The organism is Sphingobacterium paludis (genome assembly GCF_004364125.1).
In the GTDB taxonomy this organism is placed as follows: domain Bacteria; phylum Bacteroidota; class Bacteroidia; order Sphingobacteriales; family Sphingobacteriaceae; genus Sphingobacterium; species Sphingobacterium paludis.
In genome coordinates this window covers 1-22,602 of the sequence record NZ_SNZV01000006.1, presented here as the reverse complement: position 1 = coordinate 22,602, position 22,602 = coordinate 1, and the positions used below count along the sequence as shown (strand labels likewise).

19 protein-coding genes are annotated in these 22,602 nt (G+C 39.9%); 15 read left to right on the top strand and 4 right to left on the bottom strand.

Features of this window, described 5'->3' with window-relative positions:
• Positions 1-135 precede the first annotated feature (135 nt).
• The 3 genes from B0I21_RS12460 (at position 136) to B0I21_RS12450 (ending at position 2,435) form a co-directional block, all read left to right on the top strand.
• Positions 136-1,227 carry a hypothetical protein gene (locus B0I21_RS12460; RefSeq protein WP_133640816.1) on the top strand — a complete coding sequence of 364 codons (1,092 nt, stop codon included), beginning with the start codon at positions 136-138 and terminating at the stop codon, positions 1,225-1,227.
• Positions 1,228-1,371: 144 nt separating this feature from the next.
• On the top strand, positions 1,372-2,079 hold the full coding sequence (locus tag B0I21_RS12455) for a type 1 glutamine amidotransferase domain-containing protein (protein ID WP_133640815.1): 708 nt from the start codon (positions 1,372-1,374) through the stop codon (positions 2,077-2,079).
• A 113-nt stretch (positions 2,080-2,192) separates the two neighbouring features.
• Positions 2,193-2,435, top strand: coding sequence for a hypothetical protein (locus B0I21_RS12450; protein ID WP_133640814.1), 243 nt, complete (start codon positions 2,193-2,195; stop codon positions 2,433-2,435).
• A 227-nt stretch (positions 2,436-2,662) separates the two neighbouring features.
• Here B0I21_RS12450 and B0I21_RS12445 read toward each other — a convergent pair whose 3' ends face one another.
• The 3 genes from B0I21_RS12445 to B0I21_RS12435 form a co-directional block, all read right to left on the bottom strand.
• Complete coding sequence (locus B0I21_RS12445) at positions 2,663-3,856, bottom strand: glycosyltransferase family 4 protein (protein ID WP_133640813.1); 1,194 nt, start codon at positions 3,854-3,856, stop codon at positions 2,663-2,665.
• Between the two features lie 171 nt (positions 3,857-4,027).
• Positions 4,028-4,282, bottom strand: coding sequence for a SemiSWEET transporter (locus B0I21_RS12440; RefSeq protein WP_133640812.1), 255 nt, complete (start codon positions 4,280-4,282; stop codon positions 4,028-4,030).
• Positions 4,283-4,401: 119 nt separating this feature from the next.
• Complete coding sequence (locus B0I21_RS12435; RefSeq protein ID WP_133640811.1) at positions 4,402-5,109, bottom strand: LytR/AlgR family response regulator transcription factor; 708 nt, start codon at positions 5,107-5,109, stop codon at positions 4,402-4,404.
• A gap of 748 nt (positions 5,110-5,857) precedes the next feature.
• Here B0I21_RS12435 and B0I21_RS12430 point away from each other — a divergent pair.
• From B0I21_RS12430 to B0I21_RS12400, 7 genes are all read left to right on the top strand, one after another.
• On the top strand, positions 5,858-8,218 hold the full coding sequence (locus tag B0I21_RS12430; RefSeq protein WP_133640810.1) for an outer membrane beta-barrel family protein: 2,361 nt from the start codon (positions 5,858-5,860) through the stop codon (positions 8,216-8,218).
• Between the two features lie 97 nt (positions 8,219-8,315).
• On the top strand, positions 8,316-8,510 hold the full coding sequence (locus tag B0I21_RS12425; RefSeq protein ID WP_133640809.1) for a hypothetical protein: 195 nt from the start codon (positions 8,316-8,318) through the stop codon (positions 8,508-8,510).
• Positions 8,511-8,605: 95 nt separating this feature from the next.
• Positions 8,606-9,907 carry a radical SAM/SPASM domain-containing protein gene (locus B0I21_RS12420; protein WP_133640808.1) on the top strand — a complete coding sequence of 434 codons (1,302 nt, stop codon included), beginning with the start codon at positions 8,606-8,608 and terminating at the stop codon, positions 9,905-9,907.
• Between the two features lie 89 nt (positions 9,908-9,996).
• Positions 9,997-12,186 carry a peptidase domain-containing ABC transporter gene (locus B0I21_RS12415; protein ID WP_133640807.1) on the top strand — a complete coding sequence of 730 codons (2,190 nt, stop codon included), beginning with the start codon at positions 9,997-9,999 and terminating at the stop codon, positions 12,184-12,186.
• A gap of 6 nt (positions 12,187-12,192) precedes the next feature.
• Complete coding sequence (locus tag B0I21_RS12410; protein WP_133640806.1) at positions 12,193-12,675, top strand: hypothetical protein; 483 nt, start codon at positions 12,193-12,195, stop codon at positions 12,673-12,675.
• Positions 12,676-12,686: 11 nt separating this feature from the next.
• Complete coding sequence (locus B0I21_RS12405) at positions 12,687-14,447, top strand: galactosyltransferase-related protein (protein WP_133640805.1); 1,761 nt, start codon at positions 12,687-12,689, stop codon at positions 14,445-14,447.
• Complete coding sequence (locus B0I21_RS12400; RefSeq protein WP_133640804.1) at positions 14,425-15,492, top strand: lanthionine synthetase LanC family protein; 1,068 nt, start codon at positions 14,425-14,427, stop codon at positions 15,490-15,492. Before B0I21_RS12405 ends, B0I21_RS12400 begins: the two co-directional genes overlap by 23 nt.
• Before the next feature lie 374 nt (positions 15,493-15,866).
• Here B0I21_RS12400 and B0I21_RS12395 read toward each other — a convergent pair whose 3' ends face one another.
• Positions 15,867-16,433, bottom strand: coding sequence for a YqgE/AlgH family protein (locus B0I21_RS12395; RefSeq protein WP_133640803.1), 567 nt, complete (start codon positions 16,431-16,433; stop codon positions 15,867-15,869).
• A 266-nt stretch (positions 16,434-16,699) separates the two neighbouring features.
• On the opposite strand from B0I21_RS12395, the gene pdxH reads away from it, so the two are divergent.
• The 5 genes from pdxH to B0I21_RS12370 all read left to right on the top strand — a co-directional run bounded on the left by pdxH (position 16,700) and on the right by B0I21_RS12370 (position 22,217).
• Positions 16,700-17,353, top strand: coding sequence for a pyridoxamine 5'-phosphate oxidase (pdxH, locus tag B0I21_RS12390; protein WP_133640802.1), 654 nt, complete (start codon positions 16,700-16,702; stop codon positions 17,351-17,353).
• A 3-nt stretch (positions 17,354-17,356) separates the two neighbouring features.
• Positions 17,357-17,848 (top strand): NADH-quinone oxidoreductase subunit C, encoded by a 492-nt coding sequence (locus B0I21_RS12385; protein ID WP_133640801.1) that lies wholly within the window; start codon positions 17,357-17,359, stop codon positions 17,846-17,848.
• A 9-nt stretch (positions 17,849-17,857) separates the two neighbouring features.
• The gene (locus B0I21_RS12380; protein ID WP_133640800.1) at positions 17,858-19,045 is read left to right on the top strand and encodes an NADH-quinone oxidoreductase subunit D; all 1,188 of its coding nucleotides are present in this window, start codon (positions 17,858-17,860) and stop codon (positions 19,043-19,045) included.
• 240 nt (positions 19,046-19,285) lie between these two features.
• Positions 19,286-20,623 carry a dihydroorotase gene (locus B0I21_RS12375; protein ID WP_133640799.1) on the top strand — a complete coding sequence of 446 codons (1,338 nt, stop codon included), beginning with the start codon at positions 19,286-19,288 and terminating at the stop codon, positions 20,621-20,623.
• Between the two features lie 97 nt (positions 20,624-20,720).
• Entirely contained in the window at positions 20,721-22,217 is a 1,497-nt protein-coding gene (locus B0I21_RS12370) for a M14 family zinc carboxypeptidase (RefSeq protein WP_243836104.1), read from the top strand.
• The last annotated feature ends 385 nt before the right edge of the window (positions 22,218-22,602 follow it).

Genomic DNA, 22,602 nt, shown 5'->3' with positions numbered 1-22,602 from the left:
CTGCTCAAGCGTTGTTTTTTGCTGTTGTATTATCACGCTTTCGTTACGGATGTGCGCTGCTGCATGCACCGCTAATACATTTAAATTTTGCGTTTCTTCGATGATTTAGATATATTGAGGCTCGATTTAATTGGTATGGGAATATTTGATTTTTTTAAGAAGAAGAGCGGAGTAGATGCTTCCGTAGAAGATGGCGACGCAAAAGTGAACGATAAAACTAAAAAGCTGAATGGGCAAGGTGATGAGAAGGGTTATGACGACTCGCCAGAGCTGCTACACGATAAGGATGTTCAGCATGGAGCATCTGCCGGGGTAAATGAAACTTTTCAAGAGCCCATTTTGGAACAGCCAACTCCTGCTGTTGGTGAAAAGAACGTTGTAGAGGGCATAACCGTGAAAGATAGCGATAGTGCCGATATGGATGAACAGGAACAGCATGCGGATAATGCCAATGAACACGTTGTTGGTTCAGGGCATAACGTCGTGTCTTCGGAAGAGTCGCCCGCAGCATCCGAAGATGAGCAAAATGCCTATTTGGGAAACCTTGAGCATACGGCAATTATCGATCAGCTTCTGAGAGTTCCGCGGGAAGAACGCAACGATGATTGGGTAGGTAACTTTTTGTCGCACGTAGGTACAGCGAGTTTCGCTTGCGGTGAACCGCAAGTTATTCAGGGACCGGATAATTTTCCATATTTCCAGATCTTCGTTCCAGAGGCCAATAAACCGTTCCAATGTTATGTGTTGGAGCATATGTTGGATGACTTCCTGCTGGAGAATGGCTTCGGAGTAGCGCTCGAACCGAAGGGTGGGGAAGTGGAGTGGGTGCTTTCCTATGGCGATCTTTTACATTATTCGGTGCATCGTACTTTTGCTATTCCACAAGACCATCCATTTGGCAAAGCATCAGAGGGCGATGAAACGATTCAGTCTGATGAAGAGATGCTGGTTGGCGCGCCTTCTGAATTTGTGTTGCCTCCTTTGGCAAGAAATGTCATAAAAAGCTTTTTGCAAGCCCAGGGTGTGCAAGATCCTAAAGTGTGTATTATCGATCGTGCCCAGACCGGAAAGGGGCAAGATCTTGTTTTTAATATCGTTCCTTGGCAATTTGAAAGTCAAGCGCATTACCGCGCGATTATGCAAGCGCTGGGTTGGTTCTTGCCACGTTACTACTCGTATATCGGTGCGGAAGAGCCCGCGTTCGAGGGGCATTTCGCAAGCTTATAATACACGCAGAACATCGATATTTCGCAACAAATAATCACAGCGGGACTGGCTGTGTGGTGCTTGCTCAATTAACTTCGACAAAAAGATACTTTATTAAGAACGATACAGACGATATGATGGTTAATAACGTATAGATCATATATTATGGCACATCGAAAAGTACTTATTATACTCAGTTCGCATCAAGACATGATTGACACGGACTCGAAAACGGGTGTTTGGCTAGGCGAGTTTACGGATCCATACTACGCATTTAAAGATGCTGGATATCAGGTAACGTTGGCAAGTCCGCAGGGCGGCACGCCTCCAATAGACCCGTTGAGTAAGCTTACGGAAAATGTGGCTGCTTCGAACAAACGCTTTCAGAAGGACGAAGAGGCGCAGCTTGCCTTCGCTTCCACGGAAAAGGTTGAAGCTGTAAATCCTGCCGAATTCGACACGGTGTTTGTCCCTGGCGGACACGGCCCATTGTGGGATCTTGCTGACAACGTGGCGGTAGGGAGAATACTGACACATTGTGTGAATGAATCGAAAATAATAGGAGCTGTTTGCCACGGACCCGCTGCACTTTTCTCCATAGAAGCCAATATCTTCGGTTATCTTCGTGGCAAGAAGATCACTGCATTTAGCAATTTAGAGGAAAATATGGTTTTGCGTGCCGCACAGATTCCCTATCTGCTCGAGAGCCGGCTGCGTGAGCACGAGTCGGACCTGAGCTTATCGAAAGTGCCCTTCATGTCGCATGTCGTCGTTGACGAAAACCTGGTCACCGGCCAGAATCCGTTATCGGCATTGCCTACTGCAAAAAAAGTTATTGAGCTTGTTCAAAAGCATTACGTCAGTACATTATGATTTTCGCTGGTAAACGCGGACAATTTTGTTTGCCTTGGTCGATAAAATGAATGCGGCCAGCTTTTTTACTGTGCTATACCTGATGCTTCCACATTTTAATACAAGATACCGCCATGGAGTTTGTCAAGCTGAATTATAAAATACTGAAGGAGTTAAAAGTAAAGGGCTTTAACGCCTTGCGATCTCGGTCGGACGTGGATAGTAACGATCCATCGTGGGTGCCAGATCGCATTGATATCAAATTCGCGTCGTATTCCTACGTTAAAACCGAATTTAATAACTTTTTAGTTATCGAAAATGTTCTGCAAAACGCAGATGAAGTCGAGCTTACCGGAATGGTTTTTCTAGAGCGGTAGACATTGTAGGGAGCTGCAAAAGTTAGGGCAGCGCAAGGTTGAGGAACGACGATGGTGCAATCTATTGCTTCTAAAACTTCAATATCATATAGCGTTAATAAGCCCCCTGCTCCTTGATAGCAACATGGATTGCGTAAAGGAGCAGGGGGCTTTATTAGGCGGTCGTTAAATAGCAGAGACCACTATTTATTAAGTAAGCTTTCTTTTAGGACAGCAATAATCAATCGCTACGAGGAAAGTCGTGAGCTATCTGCGGTAAACAACGTCTTTACTTTTTGTCTGCTTGGCGTGGAAATTTCAATAGTTTTCACACCTACTGTTTTTAAGAGTTCATAATATTGTTTTCCAACATTTTGCCAAGAGATCATTCGACCATACGTAGCCGCATTGCGTCTATATTTTGCCAACACCAAGGGGTCATCAAGCAAAGTGTTTATCTGATTGGCCAAAGCCTTTTCATTTTTGAAGTCAAAGAGTAATCCACGGTCATTTGCCAGTAAATCTTTTGCATACCAATATGGAGTCGATATCACCGCTGCCCCAGCGCCAATGGCGAAGGTAAGTGTGCCACTGCTAATTTGATTTTCATTTGGGTAAGGCGTGACATAGATATCGCAGGCTGTTAAATATTCAATTAACAAGTCTTCCGATGCAAAGGTGTTGATCAATTTGATTTTATCGGCTAGGCCATTTTCATCGATCTTGTTTTGCAGAAACGTTCGGTAACTATCGCCTTCTTCACGCAATACATTAGGATGTGTCGATCCAAGAACGAGATATTGGAAGTTGGGGTCATTCACGTGCTTAACAGCGTCTATGGCCGTTTCTATTCCCTTACCGCGGCCTAAGAAGCCAAAGCTGAGCATCACACTTTTGCCAGCCAACCCCAGTTTATTCTTAGCTTTTACTTGGTTGTAATCAAATGTGGGCACACCATGTGAAACACAATGCATCTTTTCCACAGGTACAGTGAATACATCTCGCAACAGCTCAATCGCCTTCTCGGTCATCACCGTCACCGCATTGCTGCGTTCGCACAATGCTTTTAGTACGCGATGCTCTACCGGATTCGGTTTTTCCAATACGGTATGCAGATTACTAACTACAGGGACTTTTAAATGATCTGTCAACGATAAAATAAAATCCCCCGCGTCACCCCCAAATATTCCATATTCATGTTGGATCACGCACATATCGAAATGTGTGTTGATGTATTGCGCCGCATCGATGTATTCACGTTGCTCGTTTCTTGCGATGCAAAGGCGAACCTCTTCTGGAAAAGACAGCTCACTTCCGTCACTTATTGCAACAATAGCATGGTCCTCATTCATTTCCCTCGGCAACGCTTTATAAAGATCTTGTGTAAACGTTGCAATACCGCACTGTCTGGGAGGATATGTTCCAATTATAGCTACTCTCATCTTTCCTTCGTATTTATTGATTATATGTATATCGTTTGCTAAGCCACTCGTTTTAAACAAACCTAAGTATGTGAAGAATGTTTCGACTGCAGACGCTAAATGGGAGAAATCTGACAAAAAATCCGTAGAAAAACGAGATATTTCGGATAGGGTACGTATAAAACGCTTCGGTTATTTTTTGCTGAATAGAAAATAATAGGTTAAAACTGTGCAGTTAACGATAAAGGAGAAACTATTGGATAGTATGATGGGCCACTCCATGTGAAGCAGGCCATAAAACACCCAGAGTGCTACGCCAAAAATCAACGTGATAAGCATCGGCCAGGATAAATCGTCTACCTCTTTTGTGCGAATAACTTTCCATAGTTGCGGAACCATCGAGATAGAAGTCAATATACCGGCTATGCTCCCGATCCAAGTTTCCATAACGTGTAGATTTGATGTGTGTTTGTTTGGAACAGCATATCGTTGCAGAAGGTTTTGTCAAAGCAGCGTAAAGGGCGCGGTACTGTCGCAATAAAGGTGTCTTAAATATTAGTTCGTGTTCAGTCTATGCCAGAGATACCTAAACGTTTATACAATTCAGGTTTGTATTGTCCTCCAATAGGAATGTTTTCAACGCTTCCTTTCATCTTAATTAAGTTTCCTTCCACAGTTTTAGCATGGTCGAGGTTTACTATATACGATTTTTGTACACGTAAAAACTGCTTAGCATAAGCTAGTGTTTCCTCCAGTTCCGATATTTTCTTCCAGACTGTATACGTCTTTTCAACTGTAAAAATCTTTACGTAGTCTTTGTCGCTCCTTATAAAATACAGCTCGATATAAGGGATGATAACATTTGCAGACCTGTCCCTAATTACTAAAAAATTTCTTTCAAAAGCTGATGATTTTTCTGGTTCCAGGAAAGCGCGAACTTTATTTACGGATTTGAGCAGTCTGTCGATTTCTAATGGCTTCATAATATAATCAAGTACACCCAATTCAAAACTTTCAATCGCATGACCGGGATCTCCGGTAACGAAAATAAATAACGGAGGATTGTTTATGCTCTTTAGGAATGAAACTCCATTAATATCGGGCATTTGTATCTCGCAAAATATAACATCCACTTTGCCCGAAGATATGATAGGCATGGCGTCAAGGAAATTATGAAACACTCCCAAAATTTCCAAATCATGAATTTTCTCTATACAGCTAGTGATCATCTCAATTGCCAGCTTTTCGTTATCGATAACAATGCATTTTATCATCTTTTTAGCTATATTAAATCAATAAACAGTTAGCATACCCGTTCCAGTCGGTTATCAATTATTAGGGTTCTGTAATCTATTCGATCATGAAGAGGTTTGTGGTGTGCTAAACAAACCAATGCTGTTGAGGAAGTAAAGAATTGTTCTGAACAGCCAAGAGATAATATGACATACAATGTGAACCATTGAGGTGTGCTGTTTTAATAAATTAAAATCATTTCCCATATAGTAACTAAAGCTTGTGATATTGTAAATTTAGTAAAAATATGGATAGGATATTTGATGAACCCCGATAGAATTTTCATTTTACGCGAAAGTCGATACTAATGTAGTTCCGAAATATAATTTTGATGAATTTCATCGTTTCTGCAAGTGAAAAGAGAATCGGACGAGTCAATTCAGATCTTCTAGTATAGATTAAATATGTTTAAGACAATCAATAACATCTAGGAGATCAAAAATTTTAGATTATGTGTTTTCCATATCATTTTAAAGCATATTAAATATAAGTATGTTACGTTAGGACCATGCCGGCATAAATAAATGATGTCGAGTGGAAAAGCAGTTACGTGCGGGTCGAATCTGTTTTCGTCGAATTATGCAAATAGCGTAAATGAAAATACAATATCTTGGATATGGGTTTTCAGCAAATTGCCATAAACTCAAGGAGATTGAAACAAAACTGTTGAACTCATTACTATTTTTATAAACTATCTTAAATTCTTTTAGATCCACACATTGTAAAGTTATGATCGCGAGGCTCGTTACTATTATTATTTTAGTCTTTTTTCGCACTGCTTTATTCGGACAGGAATATACCTTGAAGGGTAAGGTTGTAAACCAAGAACGTAAGCCGCTAGAGCAAATGAATGTCCATTTATTGAATGAGGATAGTGTGCTTTCTAAACAAGTGGTAACAGATAGTACAGGAGCTTTCAGTATGAAGGAAAATATCGGTAATTACGTACTCAGGATAACCCAGTTAGGTAAAGAATTTCTGGTTCAGGAAATCAACCTAACAGGAGATCACGATTTAGGTGAAATCATTATCAACTCTGCTGTTCAATTAGAAGGAGTGGTAATCAATGCAGAAAGAAAACTCATTGAAAGAAAAGTAGATAGGATCGTTTTTAACGTTGAAAATTCTCCTGCGATGCAGGGATTCGATGTTTCAGAGGCTCTTGCCAATACACCGATGCTAAACACGAGCGATGGGGGGGTATCCATTGTCGGTAAAAGTGGAGTTTCTGTGATGATAAACGAGAGGCTTATCAACTTGTCTGGTAATGAATTGATGCAATATTTAAAATCGCTAAGATCTGACGATGTCTCACGAATTGAAGTGATCACGACACCGCCTGCCAAATATGACGCTCAGGGCAATAGCGGGCTGATTAATATTGTTCTCAAGAAAAAAAAGAATAATGGCTTTCAGGCAACTTTAGGGTCTACCTATTTTCAACGCACTTACGGCGGGATAGGTAACAACGCTAATATCAATTATCAATCTGATAAACTTTTGCTGGCCGTTGGGCTCCGCCACTATGACGTTGCCTTCCGTACAGTAGAAAACTCATCATTTGTTGGTAATCCTACTTCAACAGTTCAATCGGATAAGCGAAAGGATTTTAATAATGGAGGAGGCCTGAATATTAACCTTGACTACACGATAAATAAATCTTCCAATGTCGGAATCATTTATGATGGTACTATTGGCAAAGCTAACATGAACATAGCTTCGTCAACACAATATCTGACCAATCAAATGCTGGATTCTACATTATGGACAAGTGCTAAGCATAGACAATCCGTGAATTTTCAGACAGTAAGTAGCTACTATGATCTGAAGTTGGATACCTTAGGACGAAAGCTGAGCTTTATCGGAAATTTCTTGTCGAATAGACCCAAAAATCCCGTTGATTTTACATCTGACAATTCGCAATCGCAAAACAGCTATACCGTGAGGAACGAGAGCGATGTATCGTATCAAATTTTTTCAGTACAGGGTGATTTTACCTATCCTACTAAAGCTGTCAATCTGGATATGGGGGTAAAATATACGGATATTTCTAACAGCTCTTCTGTTAGATATCTTAACTTAACAGGTGGAGATTATATTATAGACCCAGGTAAAAGTAATATTTTCGATTACGCAGAGAAAAATTATGCTGCTTATGCAAGTGGTTTCCGTCAATTGAACGACAAACTTGCCGCTCAGGTGGGTATCCGTTATGAATATACCGATGTGAAAGGCTTCTCTCCAGAAACGGGAATGGAAAACACTTTTGATTATGGCAATTTTTTTCCAAATGGATATATAACTTTTAGGCCAAATGAGAAACATACACTTTCACTTAGCTATTCCAGGCGAATAAATAGACCCGGATTTGGCAATCTGAACCCGTTTAGGTGGTATAGCAATCCCTATACATACTCAACAGGTAATCCTAATCTGTCACCTTCTTTTAATAATAACTTTGAATTTGGGTATGTCTTTAATGGAAATTTATCAGTTACTCTTTATCATCAAAAAGTTATTGACGGATATTCATACCTCTCTTTTTTGGAAAACACAACCAAGGTAACCACTTGGCAAAATCATCTTACGCAGTATTATTCCGGTTTGAACATCGGCTATTCCTTTACAAAGATCAACTGGATGCAGAGTTATCTTTTCTCAGATATATTCTATATAAAAAGTAAAAGTAGATTGGAAGATGCGATTGCTCAAAAGGGCTTAACGTATTACTACCTTATCAATAACTCTTTCTTTTTAAATAGAGCTAAAACGATAACGCTTTTACTTAATTATTGGCAGAACCTTCCAAGACGTGCTGGCAATTCTTTATATAAGTCTGTGGCTAGTTTGCGTGCTGGAATAAATCTACAGCTTTTGGACAAAAAGCTGCAATTGCAGCTCATGGCTGAAGATATCTTTAAACAAAATCGGACTGGGATGGAGGTCTATTTCCAAAATAACACACAATATTATAACAATTATTCGGATGCTAGAAGGTTGACCCTCGGTGTAACCTACCGTTTCGGTCTGTCCAATATAAAAACAAGTAATAAGGACGCCAAGTTTGACGAACGAGGTCGCGCCAACTAAACGCGTATTTATTTCATTGAGTATTTTACAAGTGCGCATAGTAAAGGAAAGATGTTTAAATAAATTTTAACAGAATGTAAATTTTAAATTTATTAACATGAAAAAGACAATTAAAGTCCTCATTGACAAATTGGACGAAAACGGAAAAGGAGAATTCACTGGTGGTTTTGGTGCCATCAAGGGCGGTTTCAGACAATTGAGTGCTAGCTTGTTCGGAACAAATCCTGGCTGTACAAATCCTGGCACATGTACTGGTACAAACCCAGGCTGTACGAACACAGGTACTTGCTAAATTCTGGAAGTCCTCTCCGATTTTGAAAGATCTTGGAGAGGCTTCTTTAGCATATTCTTGGTTCAATTTATTAATTCATATCCAATCTTAAAATTATGAAAGCAAGTAAATACAATATGTTTTTCGATTATGAAAATCAGAAAATAGGCTTTAATAGTTATTCCCGGGAGTATATGGCGTTGGACGATTCTCTCTATCTAATGTACGAATCATCATTAAAACGTTCCGAATTTGAAAGTCTTCAATCTGTACATCCTACTTTTTTTGATTTTTTAGTGGAAAAAGGTTTTTTAGTTGACGAAGCAGATGATGAACTTCAAAAAGTGAAGGATTTAGTATATTTTATTGATCAAGATGAGTCTATGTTTCAATTGCATATAAACCCCACTATGAATTGTAATTTTAAATGTTGGTACTGTTATGAAACTCATATTAAGGATTCAAAGATGGATATCAGCACGGTTGAAAATACCGTGCGCTTTGTGAGAGATATAGTAAATAGCCGAAAGGATAATTTGAAATATTTTAGCTTGGACTGGTTTGGTGGTGAGCCGCTATTGTACTACAGGAAGGTGATTCTACCAATCTTAGAAGAAATTCACAAAATATGTACTTCTTTGGGGATTAAAATGACGTCAGGGATGACCACCAATGGTCTATTAATCAATTCGGATGTAATCCAGACTGCCAAACGATTTAATCTGTTATTTTTTCAAATTACGCTCGATGGGCATCGAGACAGACATGATGTTGTTCGTTTTGTGTCGGAAGGTAGAGGATCTTATGACGCTATTATATCCAATATTAAATCATTATTGTACAACGGTATAAAAGTTTTGATCCGCATTAATTGCTCTCCCGAAACACTTCCCGACCTTGAAAGAATTGCTGAAGATTTTACCGATCTAACAGCCGAAAACCGTGAATTTATAGAATTCGATTTACATAAGGTTTGGCAAGACAACTATAACGTAAGTGACGATGATTTGTATAATATTAGGTGGTATTTCCGTGAACAAGGCTTTAACGTTACAACAGGTTCTCATGACCACGTGATGAACTCATGTTATGGAGATCATAAAAACCATGCTACAATTAATTATAATGGCGAGGTGTTTAAGTGCACAGCAAGAGATTTTACTACGTCGAATAGTGAAGGTAATTTAACTCAATCCGGCGAAATCATATGGAATGATAAGTATACCAAACGATTGGAAAGTAAATTTAAAAACGAACCTTGTTTGGACTGTGTCATTTTACCAATATGCAATGGAGGCTGTTCTCAACAAGCTCTTGAGAATGAGGGCGTAGATTACTGCGTTAACGATTTTGATGAAAGTAAGAAAAGAATGATTGTAATCAATCGATTTAAGGAATCGCTCTTAGAAAATTTATAATTCTCTCAAACAACGACCAAACACCTACATTACTCCGGTTTTTATAAAGGTTTGGCAAGACAATACACTAATCTGAATCTGGCTGAAATATGTTTAGGAAAAGATTTTTCTATAGTCAATATGACTCGGCTGATTGCGGGCCTGCATGTTTGAAAATGATCTGCCGTTACCACGGAAAGGATGTTCCATTGGAATATTTAAGGGAGAATTGTTACATAAGTAAAGATGGAGTTAGTCTCCTGAACATCAGTAAGGCCGCTGAGCATCTTGGGTTCAGGACTTTTATGGCCTATTTAGATATTCAGAGACTAATAGATGATTGTCCGCTTCCTGCGATCTTACACTGGAACCAAGAGCATTTCGTGGTGTTGTGCAAAATAAAAGGTAAAAAAAAATTCAGGATAGCTGATCCAGCACATGGCATGGTAAACATAGATCTAGAAACATTTAAGAAATCATGGATATCGACGGCAGATCACAGAGGTACTGCGTTGTTGCTCGAACCAACAGCAGCGCTTAATGATCGAAGTAGCGAGACTGAAGGCTTTAATGGCTATAAATTCCTCTTAAAATATATAAAGCCCTACAAGCGTAATTTCTTCCAGTTGATTTTCGGAATGACAATTGGAAGTTTAATCTCATTGATCCTTCCTTTTGTTAGTAAAATACTAATCGATGAGGGGATCAATAAAGGCGATGCTTCTATTATATATTTAGTGCTATTGTCTCAATTTGCGCTTTTCATAGGAAGTACATTAATCGAATTGATCAGAGGTTGGCTGCTTTTACATGTCAATACAAGGATTAGTTTAAATGTTATTTCCGATTTTCTAATCCAATTGCTTAAACTTCCTATACGCTTCTTTGATACGAAAGCAGTTGGGGATCTGTCGCAACGGATAGGAGATCATCATCGTATTGACACATTTCTGACCGGAACAGCAATCTCCACCATCTTTTCTCTTGTAAATATTGTTGTTTTTTCAATTATATTACTATTTTTTGATAACGCTATTTTTATAACTTTCTTTGCGTTGAGCCTACTTGGTGTATTGTGGGTATTTCTTTTCCAAAAGAAACGAAAGCAACTTGATTATAAGCGTTTTGCAAGAAACCGCGGGAACCAAGACAAACTATATGAGATGATAGCTGGGATGCAAGAAGTCAAGTTGTATGGAAGCGAGATTTCGAAAAGATGGGAATGGGAAAGGTTGCAAATAAAATTTTTCAAATTAAATATTTCTACTCTTGCTCTTGAACAGTGGCAATCCACAGGTTTTAATTTTTTGACCTCGCTAAAGAATATTATCATCTCTTTTCTTGCCGCTAGACAGGTCTTAGACGGTAATCTTACTTTGGGAACACTTTTAAGCATTTCGTATATTATTGGTCAGACGAATGGACCGATCTCCCAATTGATGTCTTTTATACAAGGGTTTCAGGATGCAAAATTAAGTATGGACAGGTTGCTGGAGATTCACCAAAAAAGGGGAGAGGAACAAGATGAGAAGATTGATCACGGTATTGATCAAATAGAACATGAAGATCTAAACCTGGAAAATGTATCGTTTCAGTATAGTGGGCCCGACTCTCCAATGGTATTAAACAATGTCACATTGCAAATTCCAAAAGGCAAAGTGACCGCTATTGTCGGAACCAGTGGGAGCGGTAAATCAACTTTGCTAAAGTTACTTTTAGGCTTCTACAAGCCTGTACGTGGGAGCGTCAAGATCGGAAAAACGGATCTCAATAAAATTTCGCCAAAACTATGGCGTGGTGCATGTGGAACGGTCATGCAAGATGGCTTTATTTTTTTCGATACAATCACTCGTAATATTGCAGTTGACGGAATGCCTATTGATGAGAGAAGAATGGAAAAAGCAATCAAAATAGCGAATCTATCTGAATTTTTAGACCGATTGCCTCTAGGATATACTACCAAAATAGGTTCTTCAGGGGTGGGACTAAGTGGTGGACAGAAGCAACGTATACTTATTGCAAGATCAGTTTATAAAGATCCAGCGTATTTGTTTTTTGATGAAGCGACAAGTAGTCTAGATGCGAACAACGAACGGCAGATAATAGACAACCTCGATGACTTTTTCGAAGGAAAAACTGTGGTAATCATCGCACACCGACTAAGTACTGTTAAAAATGCGGATCAGATTGTTGTCCTAAAAGAAGGTAAAATAGTTGAAATAGGAACCCATATGACGCTATCTAGATCGAAAGGGAATTATTATGAACTTGTTAAAAACCAACTCGAATTAGGAGATTAAAATATTATGCCTGAGACTAAGTATGAAATAAGAAGTGAAGAAATGTCTTCATTATTGAAGAAAATACCTAATGGGTTGGTAACAAAAGGTAACTTCTTTGTACTGGCATTATTGGTCGTCTTCTTTTTTCTGTTAAATCGTTATGAACCCAGTGATGAGTTGAAACTGATTGCCGAAGTGGACCGAGTTTTTATCAATCAAAATAAAGACTCGATGAAGCTTAACCTGATCGTAAAAAATATAAAAGACACCACTTTTAAAATTCATTCGAAGTATGAATATAGATTTGAAAACGGAAATCCCAAAACCAGATATTTTGTCTCTGGGAAAATAGATACAATTATTTATAGGAACTTTAACTCAGCTGTTTTCTATGTAACATCAAATTCTTTAAAGCCTTTGAGGGAAAAATCAACAGGCGATTTAATAATCAGAAAAGAAAATAAGTCTTTCTTTTCCCGCATTCTAACAAGTATTTTAAATCTTTGAACGCAAGTAATATGATATTTATTTCAGCTCAACCTGATGATTACTTCTTTGTTTGGCAATTGGAATTACAAATTTTCAATTTTCATCAACAAGGTATTTCTGCAGACAACATTCATGTCCTTGTCGGTCATCCTTCGGAGAGAAGTGTAGCACTGCATTATAGGGATCTTGAAAAACGATTTCAGCATATGGCCAAGTTTTTCTTTTATCCTGACACCCGGGAGCATACAAATTATATTCCGTCTCTAAGGCCTCATATCATTAGAAAACATTTTTTAAGAAATCCGCAGTTATCGAATGAATCTATATTTTACCATGATTCAGACATACTTTTTAAGAGACAGCCTGATTGGACATTGTTGAATAAAGATGCTAAGTGGTATCTTTCTGACACAAGGGAATATCTTGATAGTCGATATGTAATTGGTAGAACAAGCGTTCAGTTCTTTCAAAAATTATGTACTATAGTTGGAATACAACCCGATATCGTTATAGAAAATGATCAAAATTGTGGCGGAGCACAATATTTGTTAAAAAATTGCAGCCCTGACTTTTGGGATAAAATTGAACGAGACAGTGAACTAATATTTGACGAGATTAAGGGCTTTAATACGGGCATAATTGAAAACTATGAAAGCGAAGGTAAATCGATTCCTTCAACTATTCAATCTTGGTGTGCGGACATGTATGCTATGTTTTGGAATGGACTTCTATTTGGGAATGAAATAGAAATTCATAAGTCACTGGACTTTGCTTTTGCAAAGAGTCCCGGCCACGAACTTGAAATAAAGAACATTTTACATTATTCTGGTGATTCTCTTAATTCACCGGGACCTCTCTTTATTAAAAGTAATTACAGACATTACCCTCCCTATTATGATAACTCTATCAATACGATCAGCCGTGAAACTGCTAGTTATTTAGTTTTAGACCTAATAAGGCAGTTTAAATCGGAACTGGACAAGGAAAGAATAGATTTATTAGATGTAACATTTGTCATCTGTGTAAAAATAGATTCGCAAAGTAGACTTGATAATCTCCATGCTGTTACATGGTATTTATGCAAGTATCTAAGGACTAGTATCATATTAGGCGAAGTTGATGAAGAATCTAAAATAGATCGAGATTTGCTCCCCATAGAGTGTTCTCACTATTTTATTCCTCAAAATAGTGGACTGCTCCATAGAACCAAAGTGAATAACTTTATGATCGACAAAGCCAATACTCCCATAGTAGCGATCTTAGACACAGATGTGATTGTCCCGATAAACCAGATTGTTGAAAGTGTACAACTGATTAAAGATGGAAAGGCTGATATGGTTTCCCCATATGATGGCGAGTATTTGGATGTGCATACGTTATTTAAGCCAATGTTTGGGAAAATTTTAGATGCAGACCTACTCATGCTAAATAGGGAATGTTTTCATCCGATAACCCATAGATCATACGGAGGATTAGTTTTTTTTAAAAAGGCTTCTTTCGTCGCCGCTGGCATGGAAAATGAATATTTTACAAGTTGGGGGCCTGAGGATGTAGAACGTATAAAGAGAATGAAAAATTTAGGCTTTAAGGTAAAAAGAGTAAATGGTCCTCTGTTCCACTTGGGACATGAAAGATACGAAAATTCAGCTTATGAAAGCGATGAGGTATATTTTGATTTTATGGACGAATATCATCGAATCTCAAACATGAGCGAAATGGAATTGCAAGCTTACATTAATAGTTGTACAAAAATTAAATTTTCAGATTATGAATATACAAAATACAATTGATAATAAGCTCCGCACAATTGTGAGAATTTTGGAAGAAACTGTTAAAAATGATGATGAACTTGGCTTATTTAACGGAAAAGCCGGTCAATCAATAATTTTCTTTGTATTAACAAAGTTTCTTAATAAACAGAAGTATTACAGTTTAGGGGAAACTTTGATAGAAGAAATCTGTGATAGAAGTGAATCAATTAGAACAGTGGATTATGCTGGGGGGCTAGCGGGTATTGGTTGGGCTATAGAGTGGCTTGTTCAGAATGATTTGATGGACGTGGAAGACACACACGATATTTTAGAGTCAATAGATAAAGTCATATATAAATATATAGCATATACAAAAATTGAGGATATATCGCTGGATAAAGGGATTTGTGGAATATTAAAGTATTTGAGCAGAAGAATCAGAAATAAAACGAGTAATGCGCATCGATATACACTTTTAGGTCATTTGGAAGGTTGTTTAATCCTAACAGACGATTTATTAGAATTCATTGAATTAGCACTCGAAAGTCAATCTAATAACAAGTTAGGTATTATAATGCTAGCGAATACGTTAAGAACTGTTTTGGATTTAGATATTCCCGTAAATCAATCAACAATTGAAAAGATTAATAAGAAATTAATTCTGAATATTGAAGATGTGTTGAGGAACGAAACCCCTCGGTATTATGGTGATGAAGACCTCGACCTTCTACTTAATCATTCGTATCTCGCGACTAGTTATTTAGCTGCCGCAAAAAAACGCGGTCTCAAAATGCATGAAATGAGAGCCAATGAATATCTAAAAATATTGATTACTCGATTCTCATTAATCAATAGTAATCCGGAAGAACTAAATCTTAAAAAGTTATCTATTCTTACTCTGGTGAACTTTTATTTTCCTAACGAAATAATAAAAGAGATCATTATTAAGGCAATTAATCATGGCCAAATAAATAATTTATCAGCGAAGTTGCATAACGGGTTGGGTGTAGCAATAATAGCAGATCTATCTACGAATAATGAGAATTTAGGTTTGGATATAAGTGAATTACTTTTCGTTATTTAAGATTTGTGGCTTTGGGTATAGATGGCTTTCATTATATCCAATTATACCTTAAATAGAAAACTCAATTTACATAAGATAGTCTATTTTGGCGTGGATTTTGGTTTCATCATAGCTGTCTACGTATATTATTCGTTTAGAATAACCTGCCCTGTTAGCATTTAAAATGATACTAATTTAAACGATAGATGTTTAATTTGGCTAGATATTTTACACAAGAGAGGCTTTTTAGGAATTTTTGGACTTACTGGTAGCGTTATTGGTGAAGGTCTATTGAATTTATTCAAAACTCAAAAACGGTGACTCTATTTTGAAATTGCGTCAGTAAAGAATTGTAATGGAGGCTGCAGAAATTTGAAGGATGACATTTCCTCTTCCTAATTTAAATCCGGCGTCTTCGGAAAGTTCGCTACGTGCGCATATTTAGGGCCTAAGTTTATTAAAGCTTGTTTCCAGAGATCCTCACCATCCTGCAACAGGAGAAGTGCTGTAGGGAATTTATTGTGCACGGCCCAATTGTTTTGCAGGATTTCCTCATTCAATTGTCCGACGTTCCAACCAGCGTAGCCAATAAAAAACTTGATGTTGGTGGTGTCGATTATACTATCGTTCAGCAGAAATAGCGCCTGTTCAAAATCTCCCCCGAAATAAATGTCGTCAAAAAGTGGAAGGCCGCCCTCGATCTTTTCGGGGATATTGTGTATAAAAAATAATGCTTCCATATTGACCGGTCCGCCAACATAAAGTGGGAAGTTCGGGTTTTCAACCTCTTGAATAACGTCAGATAGCAGCAGGGAAGATTTGTTATTTAAAACAAGACCCATCGTTCCGTTTTGATCATCGTGGTCGCACAATAATATCACCGATCGTTCGAAATTCGTGTCGAGCATAAAGGGCTCGGAAAGTAAAAGACTGCCTTTTTGTGGTATATGCGTGTTGAACATGTTGCACCTAAATTAAATAATAACCTATTATTTATACAAAACCGCTATACGTTAAGGAACGTGGGGCTGTAATGCCGCTGCGGAGAACCAGGCCGTCGCCTCGATGGCTGTTGAGATTCGTCAACTTATCGCTGAAAATTTCCGCCGCTAACGTATGACGTTATCAATATACTTCAATTTACATAAAAACGCAATTTTTTCCGGGCTTTGTGCGCAAAGCCGCCGCTTTTGATTAAGTTTGCTTCGTATCAAATAAGACTTAGACCATGGCCATTACGCACAAAAATATCGCTGCGATCCGGGAAGACTATAGCAAATATACGCTTGATGAACATGATGTGCTGGACAATCCGATTGCGCAGTTTCAACGCTGGTTTGATGAAGCCTTGCATGCTGAGGTTACAGAGGCCAATGCTATGGTGCTGTCGACCATCAGTGAAGATGGTTACCCCTCGTCCAGGGTCGTGCTGTTGAAAGATATAAAATCGTCGGGATTTAGCTTTTTTACAAATTACCATAGTAAAAAAGGGCAGTCGATGGCGGTGAATAAGCAGGTGAGTTTACTATTCTTTTGGCCCGAGTTGCAAAGGCAGGTTCGCATTGAGGGATGGGTCGAGAAACTTCCATCGGAGGATTCCGACGAGTATTTTGCATCGAGACCGCGCGGTAGCCGCATTGGCGCCATCGCTTCGCCACAAAGCCGGATTATTCCAGATCGGGCAGCACTTGAGCAACGCGTTATCGAAGTAAGTGCTACGTATGAAAATAAGGAACATTTTCCTCGTCCGGCATTCTGGGGCGGCTATCAGGTAAGCCCAATGCGCGTTGAATTTTGGCAGGGCCGAAGTAGTCGACTTCACGATCGCATGGAATATGTTTTTCAAGACGGTAACTGGCTTCGTCAACGTCTAGCACCTTAACTTATGATTAAACAAATACGCGACTTACTGGGTGATAAATTTGGTGAAGAATCCATAATCAGGTTAGATGAGCAAGCACTGCAACCCACACTCGTGGTGAATGCCGATTACATCGAGCAAATAGGTTTTTTTCTTCGCGACACAGAAGGCTGTTACTTCGATTTTTTATCGAATATTTCGGCAGTCGATTACTTTCCGGACAATCGATTCGATGTGGTATACCATTTGGCATCTATACCCTACCAAACCCAGGTTACACTTAAAATAGAGCTGGAGAACAACCGGGATGTCAATGAACTGCCCGAGGTGGATTCCGTTTCGGCTGTTTGGCGCACGGCAGATTGGCACGAGCGTGAAGCATTCGATCTGATGGGTATATTCTTCAGAAACCATCCGGATTTACGAAGAATTTTGTTGCCGGATGACTGGGTGGGCTATCCGTTGCGGAAGGATTATGAAGATGCGGAATCCTATCATGGTATCACGATAAAGTAGGTAAAACCCATGCAATACACAAAAGCATTAGAAAAATATAAGGAGAAGATTGCTGCGATAAGTTCCCAGGAGATGGTTATCAATATGGGTCCTCAACATCCATCGACGCATGGTGTATTGCGTTTGGAACTGATCACTGATGGCGAAGTTGTAAAAGAAATTATCCCCCATTTGGGATATTTGCATCGCTGTTTTGATAAGCACGCGGAATCTATGAGTTACGGCAAGTCCATACCGTTCACCGATCGTTTGGATTATTTGGCCTCCATGAATAATAGCCATGCTTTCGTCATGGGCGTGGAGCGCATGTTGGGCCTCCATGATCGTATTCCGAAGCGTATAGAATATATTCGCGTGTTGGTTTGCGAGTTAAACCGAATTGCCTCGCACCTAATCGCAATTGGCACCTATGGTATTGATATCGGTGCCTTTACACCGTTTATGTGGTGTTTCCGAGACCGCGAACATATCATGAATATGCTGGAATGGGCATCAGGTTCGCGGATGCTGTACAATTACATCTGGATCGGCGGACTATTTTACGACCTGCCCGTTGGTTTTGAAGATCGCTGCAACGATTTTGTTGCGTATTTCAAGCCGAAGCTTGTAGAACTCGACGATCTGTTATCTGGCAACCAGATTTTTATCTCCCGTACCGCCAATATTGGCGCTCTTCCGGCTGATGTCGCCATTAATTATGGCTGTAGTGGGCCGATGCTGCGCGCATCCGGCGTAAAATGGGATCTTCGCCGTATTGATGGCTATTCCGTTTACCCCGAGCTGGAATTTGAGATTCCGGTAGGGCGGGGCGAGATGGGAACGCTCGGAGATTGCTGGGACCGCTATAAGGTGCGGGTGGATGAGGTGAAGGAATCGATCCGCATTATCGAACAATGCTTGCAGCGTTTGCGCGGAGATTACAAGCGTACGCCAGAGTTTGATCCGCGCGGCATGGTGCCAAAAAAAGTCAACCTCAAATCACAGGAATATTACATGCGTGCAGAGAACCCAAAAGGCGAACTCGGCTTTCATTTTGTGACACAAGAAAAATCAGATATTCCTAGGCGGGTAAAAGCAAGAGGGCCAAGCTTTAATAATTTGTCGGTGTTACCTGAATTGGGGAAAGGGCAGCTTATTGCTGACCTAATCGCTATACTGGGTTCAATTGATATCGTATTGGGTGAAGTGGATCGCTAGCGAAAAATAGATGTCATACCTTGCAAATTTCACCGTGAAAGGTTAATTTTGCAATCTCATAATTTAAGTTTATAATTGGTTAATAGGAAAGCTTGCAATCGCCCGATTGCAAGCTTTTTCTTTATACAAACTTACTTTTTTCGTTGCCGATTCGTAAATTCGTCGGCGGGGATGGCCATTCGATCACAATCATCAGGCACCTCGTCGTATTCTAAACTAGTAAAACATCTTGATCATACCATGTCTTCTATTCTTATAAAATCCGCGCAAATTGTTAACGAAGGAAAAATCACGCAGGCTGATGTGTTCATTAACCACGGACGCATTGAAATGATAGCCGAATCTATCGACCATGCAGCTGATCACGTCATTGATGCCAAAGGGTTGCACCTACTTCCTGGATTGATTGATGACCAAGTTCATTTCCGGGAGCCTGGATTAACCTACAAGGCTGATATATGGCACGAGAGCCGTGCTGCGGTGGCGGGCGGTACCACCTCTTTTATGGAGATGCCCAATACGGTGCCGAATACCCTTACGCAAAGATTGCTGCAAGATAAATATGATATTGCTGCTGAAAAATCATTGGCTAACTATTCTTTTTTCATGGGGGCCGGAAACGACAATTTAGCGGAGGTGCTAAAAACAAATCCGCGTGACGTATGTGGCATCAAGATTTTTATGGGGTCTTCCACCGGTAATATGTTGGTCGATAATGAAGATACGCTAGAAAACATTTTTAAAGAAGCGCCGACTTTAATTGCCGTACATTGTGAGGATGAGGGCACGATAAAGCAAAATCTAGCCGATTTCAAACACGAGTATGGTGAAGACGGTTTAACAGCGTCCATGCATCCACGCATCCGCTCGGAAGAGGCTTGTTACCTTTCTTCCTCCAAAGCGGTGGCTTTAGCGAAAAAGCACAATACGCGCTTACACATTTTACATATCTCAACCGAACGGGAGACGCATTTGTTTGCCAATAATATCCCATTGACCGATAAGCGGATCACCGCCGAGGCTTGTGTGCACCACTTATGGTTTTCCGACGCGGACTATGAAAGCAAAGGCAACTTCATTAAATGGAATCCAGCAGTTAAAACAGCGGCAGATCGCGACGGTATTTTGGCTGCTGTGCTTGATGGGCATATTGATGTTATCGCCACGGATCATGCACCCCATACGTTGGAAGAGAAAACGCAACCCTACGCACAGGCACCATCGGGTGGTCCTTTGGTGCAGCACGCCCTCCAAGCACTATTGGATTTAGTCAAACAAGGGAAACTTACCCTAGAGCAGTTGGTGCAGAAATCAGCGCATAACACGGCAACACTCTTTCAAGTTGAAAATCGCGGTTTTATACGGGAAGGGTATTGGGCCGACTTGGTATTGGTTGATCTGAATAAACCCTACACCGTGAGTAAAGAAAACATCTTGTCGAAATGTGGCTGGTCACCCTTTGAAGGCCATACCTTCTCGTCCAGTATTATCCACACCGTGGTATCTGGGAATATCGCGTTTAGCCATGGTGATATCGTTGAAGCAGGATCGGGCCATCGCTTACTATTTAATCGATAGCCGGATCTTGGCCTGTTTTGCGGAGCTGAACAAGCTCAGGCTTTGCAGATCAGTATTGATTTTGAAACAATAAGCTATTGAACGATGTTATTTTATTATGATGAAAAGAACCTTCTTTATCGTGGGCATAGTGGCTATGCTTCAGGCATGTACAACGGTTTCGCCAGAAGCCAAATCGGATTATTCTAAGGCTATGAGACTCGACTCTACACAATTCAATTCCTTGCACGCACAATATAAAGAAACGGCTATCAAGCATCGCCGCTTCAAGCATCATGAGGTAGACTCTTTGGTAAAAAAGCATCAATCCGGATCTGTTTTCGCTGTCCAGGAAGTCGGTAAGTCTTTTGAAAATCGAGCGATTTATAAACTGCAGTACGGTAAAGGGGATAAGAAAGTGATGCTGTGGTCGCAGATGCATGGAGACGAACCTACCGCCACGATGGCGCTTTTTGATCTGTTCAATTTTTTGGAGGGTCGGGAAGATGGTTTCGACTCGGTGCGTCAATTATTGAACGAGAACTTAGCTATTCACTTTATCCCCATGCTTAACCCCGATGGTGCAGAGCGCTATACCCGTCGAAATGCACAGCACATTGACCTTAATCGCGATGCGCGCGTTGGGCAGACTGTGGAAGGGGCCCTGCTACGCAAAATAGGCAAGGAGGTCAAGCCACGTTATGGGTTCAACCTGCACGATCAAAGCATCTATTATAATGTTCCGGAAACCAAAAATCCGGTAACGATTTCCATGCTTGCACCGGCCTATAACGAGGCACGAGAGGTGAATGAGGTTCGAAAAGGGGCTATGCAACTCATCGTCGGGATGATTACCCTATTGCAGCAATATGTGCCTGATGCAGTGGCGAAATACGACGACACCTACAGCCCACGAGGTTTTGGAGACAATTTTCAAAGCTGGGGCGCCAGCACGGTTTTAATCGAGTCTGGCGGCAAAAAAGGCGATCCGGAAAAGCAGGAAATCAGGCGTTTGAATTTTGCTATTATCCTGAACGCCCTCATGGAAATAGCGCAAGGATCGTATGCGCAATACGACGCGGAAGACTATGATAAAATTCCTTTTAATGCTTCGCAACTGCATGATGTGGTTTTAAGGGGAGTAGATTTAAGCAGTGACAGCGTTTCATTGAAAACCGATATTGCGCTTCGCAGGACGGAGATTACGGTAGGCCGTGACTATTTCGTACGCGGACATGTGGAAGATATCGGTGATTTAAATATCGCTTACGGTTATGAGGAGCTGGAGGAGCAAGGCTTGCAGTTTGTGCAAGGCAAAACGTATCCAACAGCTTTCGAAACGGTTGACGACATCTCCATGGATCGTGCGTGGAACTTACTTAAAGAGGGTTTTGTAGCGGTAAAGATAAACGCCAGGGGTGCGGATAGATTGCATAACCTACCGTTGGTGGTCTTTACGCAGGCTTCCTTTACGCCTACGGCGCAGATCAGCCTTTTGGGTACCAGTAACTTTTTGTTGCGGAGCGGCGGGCAATTGAAATATGCTATCATCAATGGTTATTTGATTGATCTTTCACAGAAGCCAAGCAGCAGTTTTAAAAATCGAGTGATTTAGAAGGATTGTGTAGTGAGAATTGCGTAGTGAGATATGATTTAGTACTTAGTATATAGTACTTAGTATGTAGAATAGGGTAGTGCGTAGGTCGTGGTGAGAATTGAGATATGATTTAGTAGTTAGTATATAGTACTTAGTGTGTAGAATAAGGTATTGCGTAGGTCGTAGTGAGAATTGAGATATGATTTAGTAGTTAGTATATAGTACTTAGTATGTAGAATAGGGAAGTGCGTAGGTCGTAATGAGAATTGAGATATGGTGAAGTACTTATTATGTAGTGCTTATCATACGAGACTGTAACGCGAACTGTGTCAATGGAATAATTTGATAAGATTATTTATATTTAATTATTCAAACGATACGGTCATGAAACAACAGACCCCAT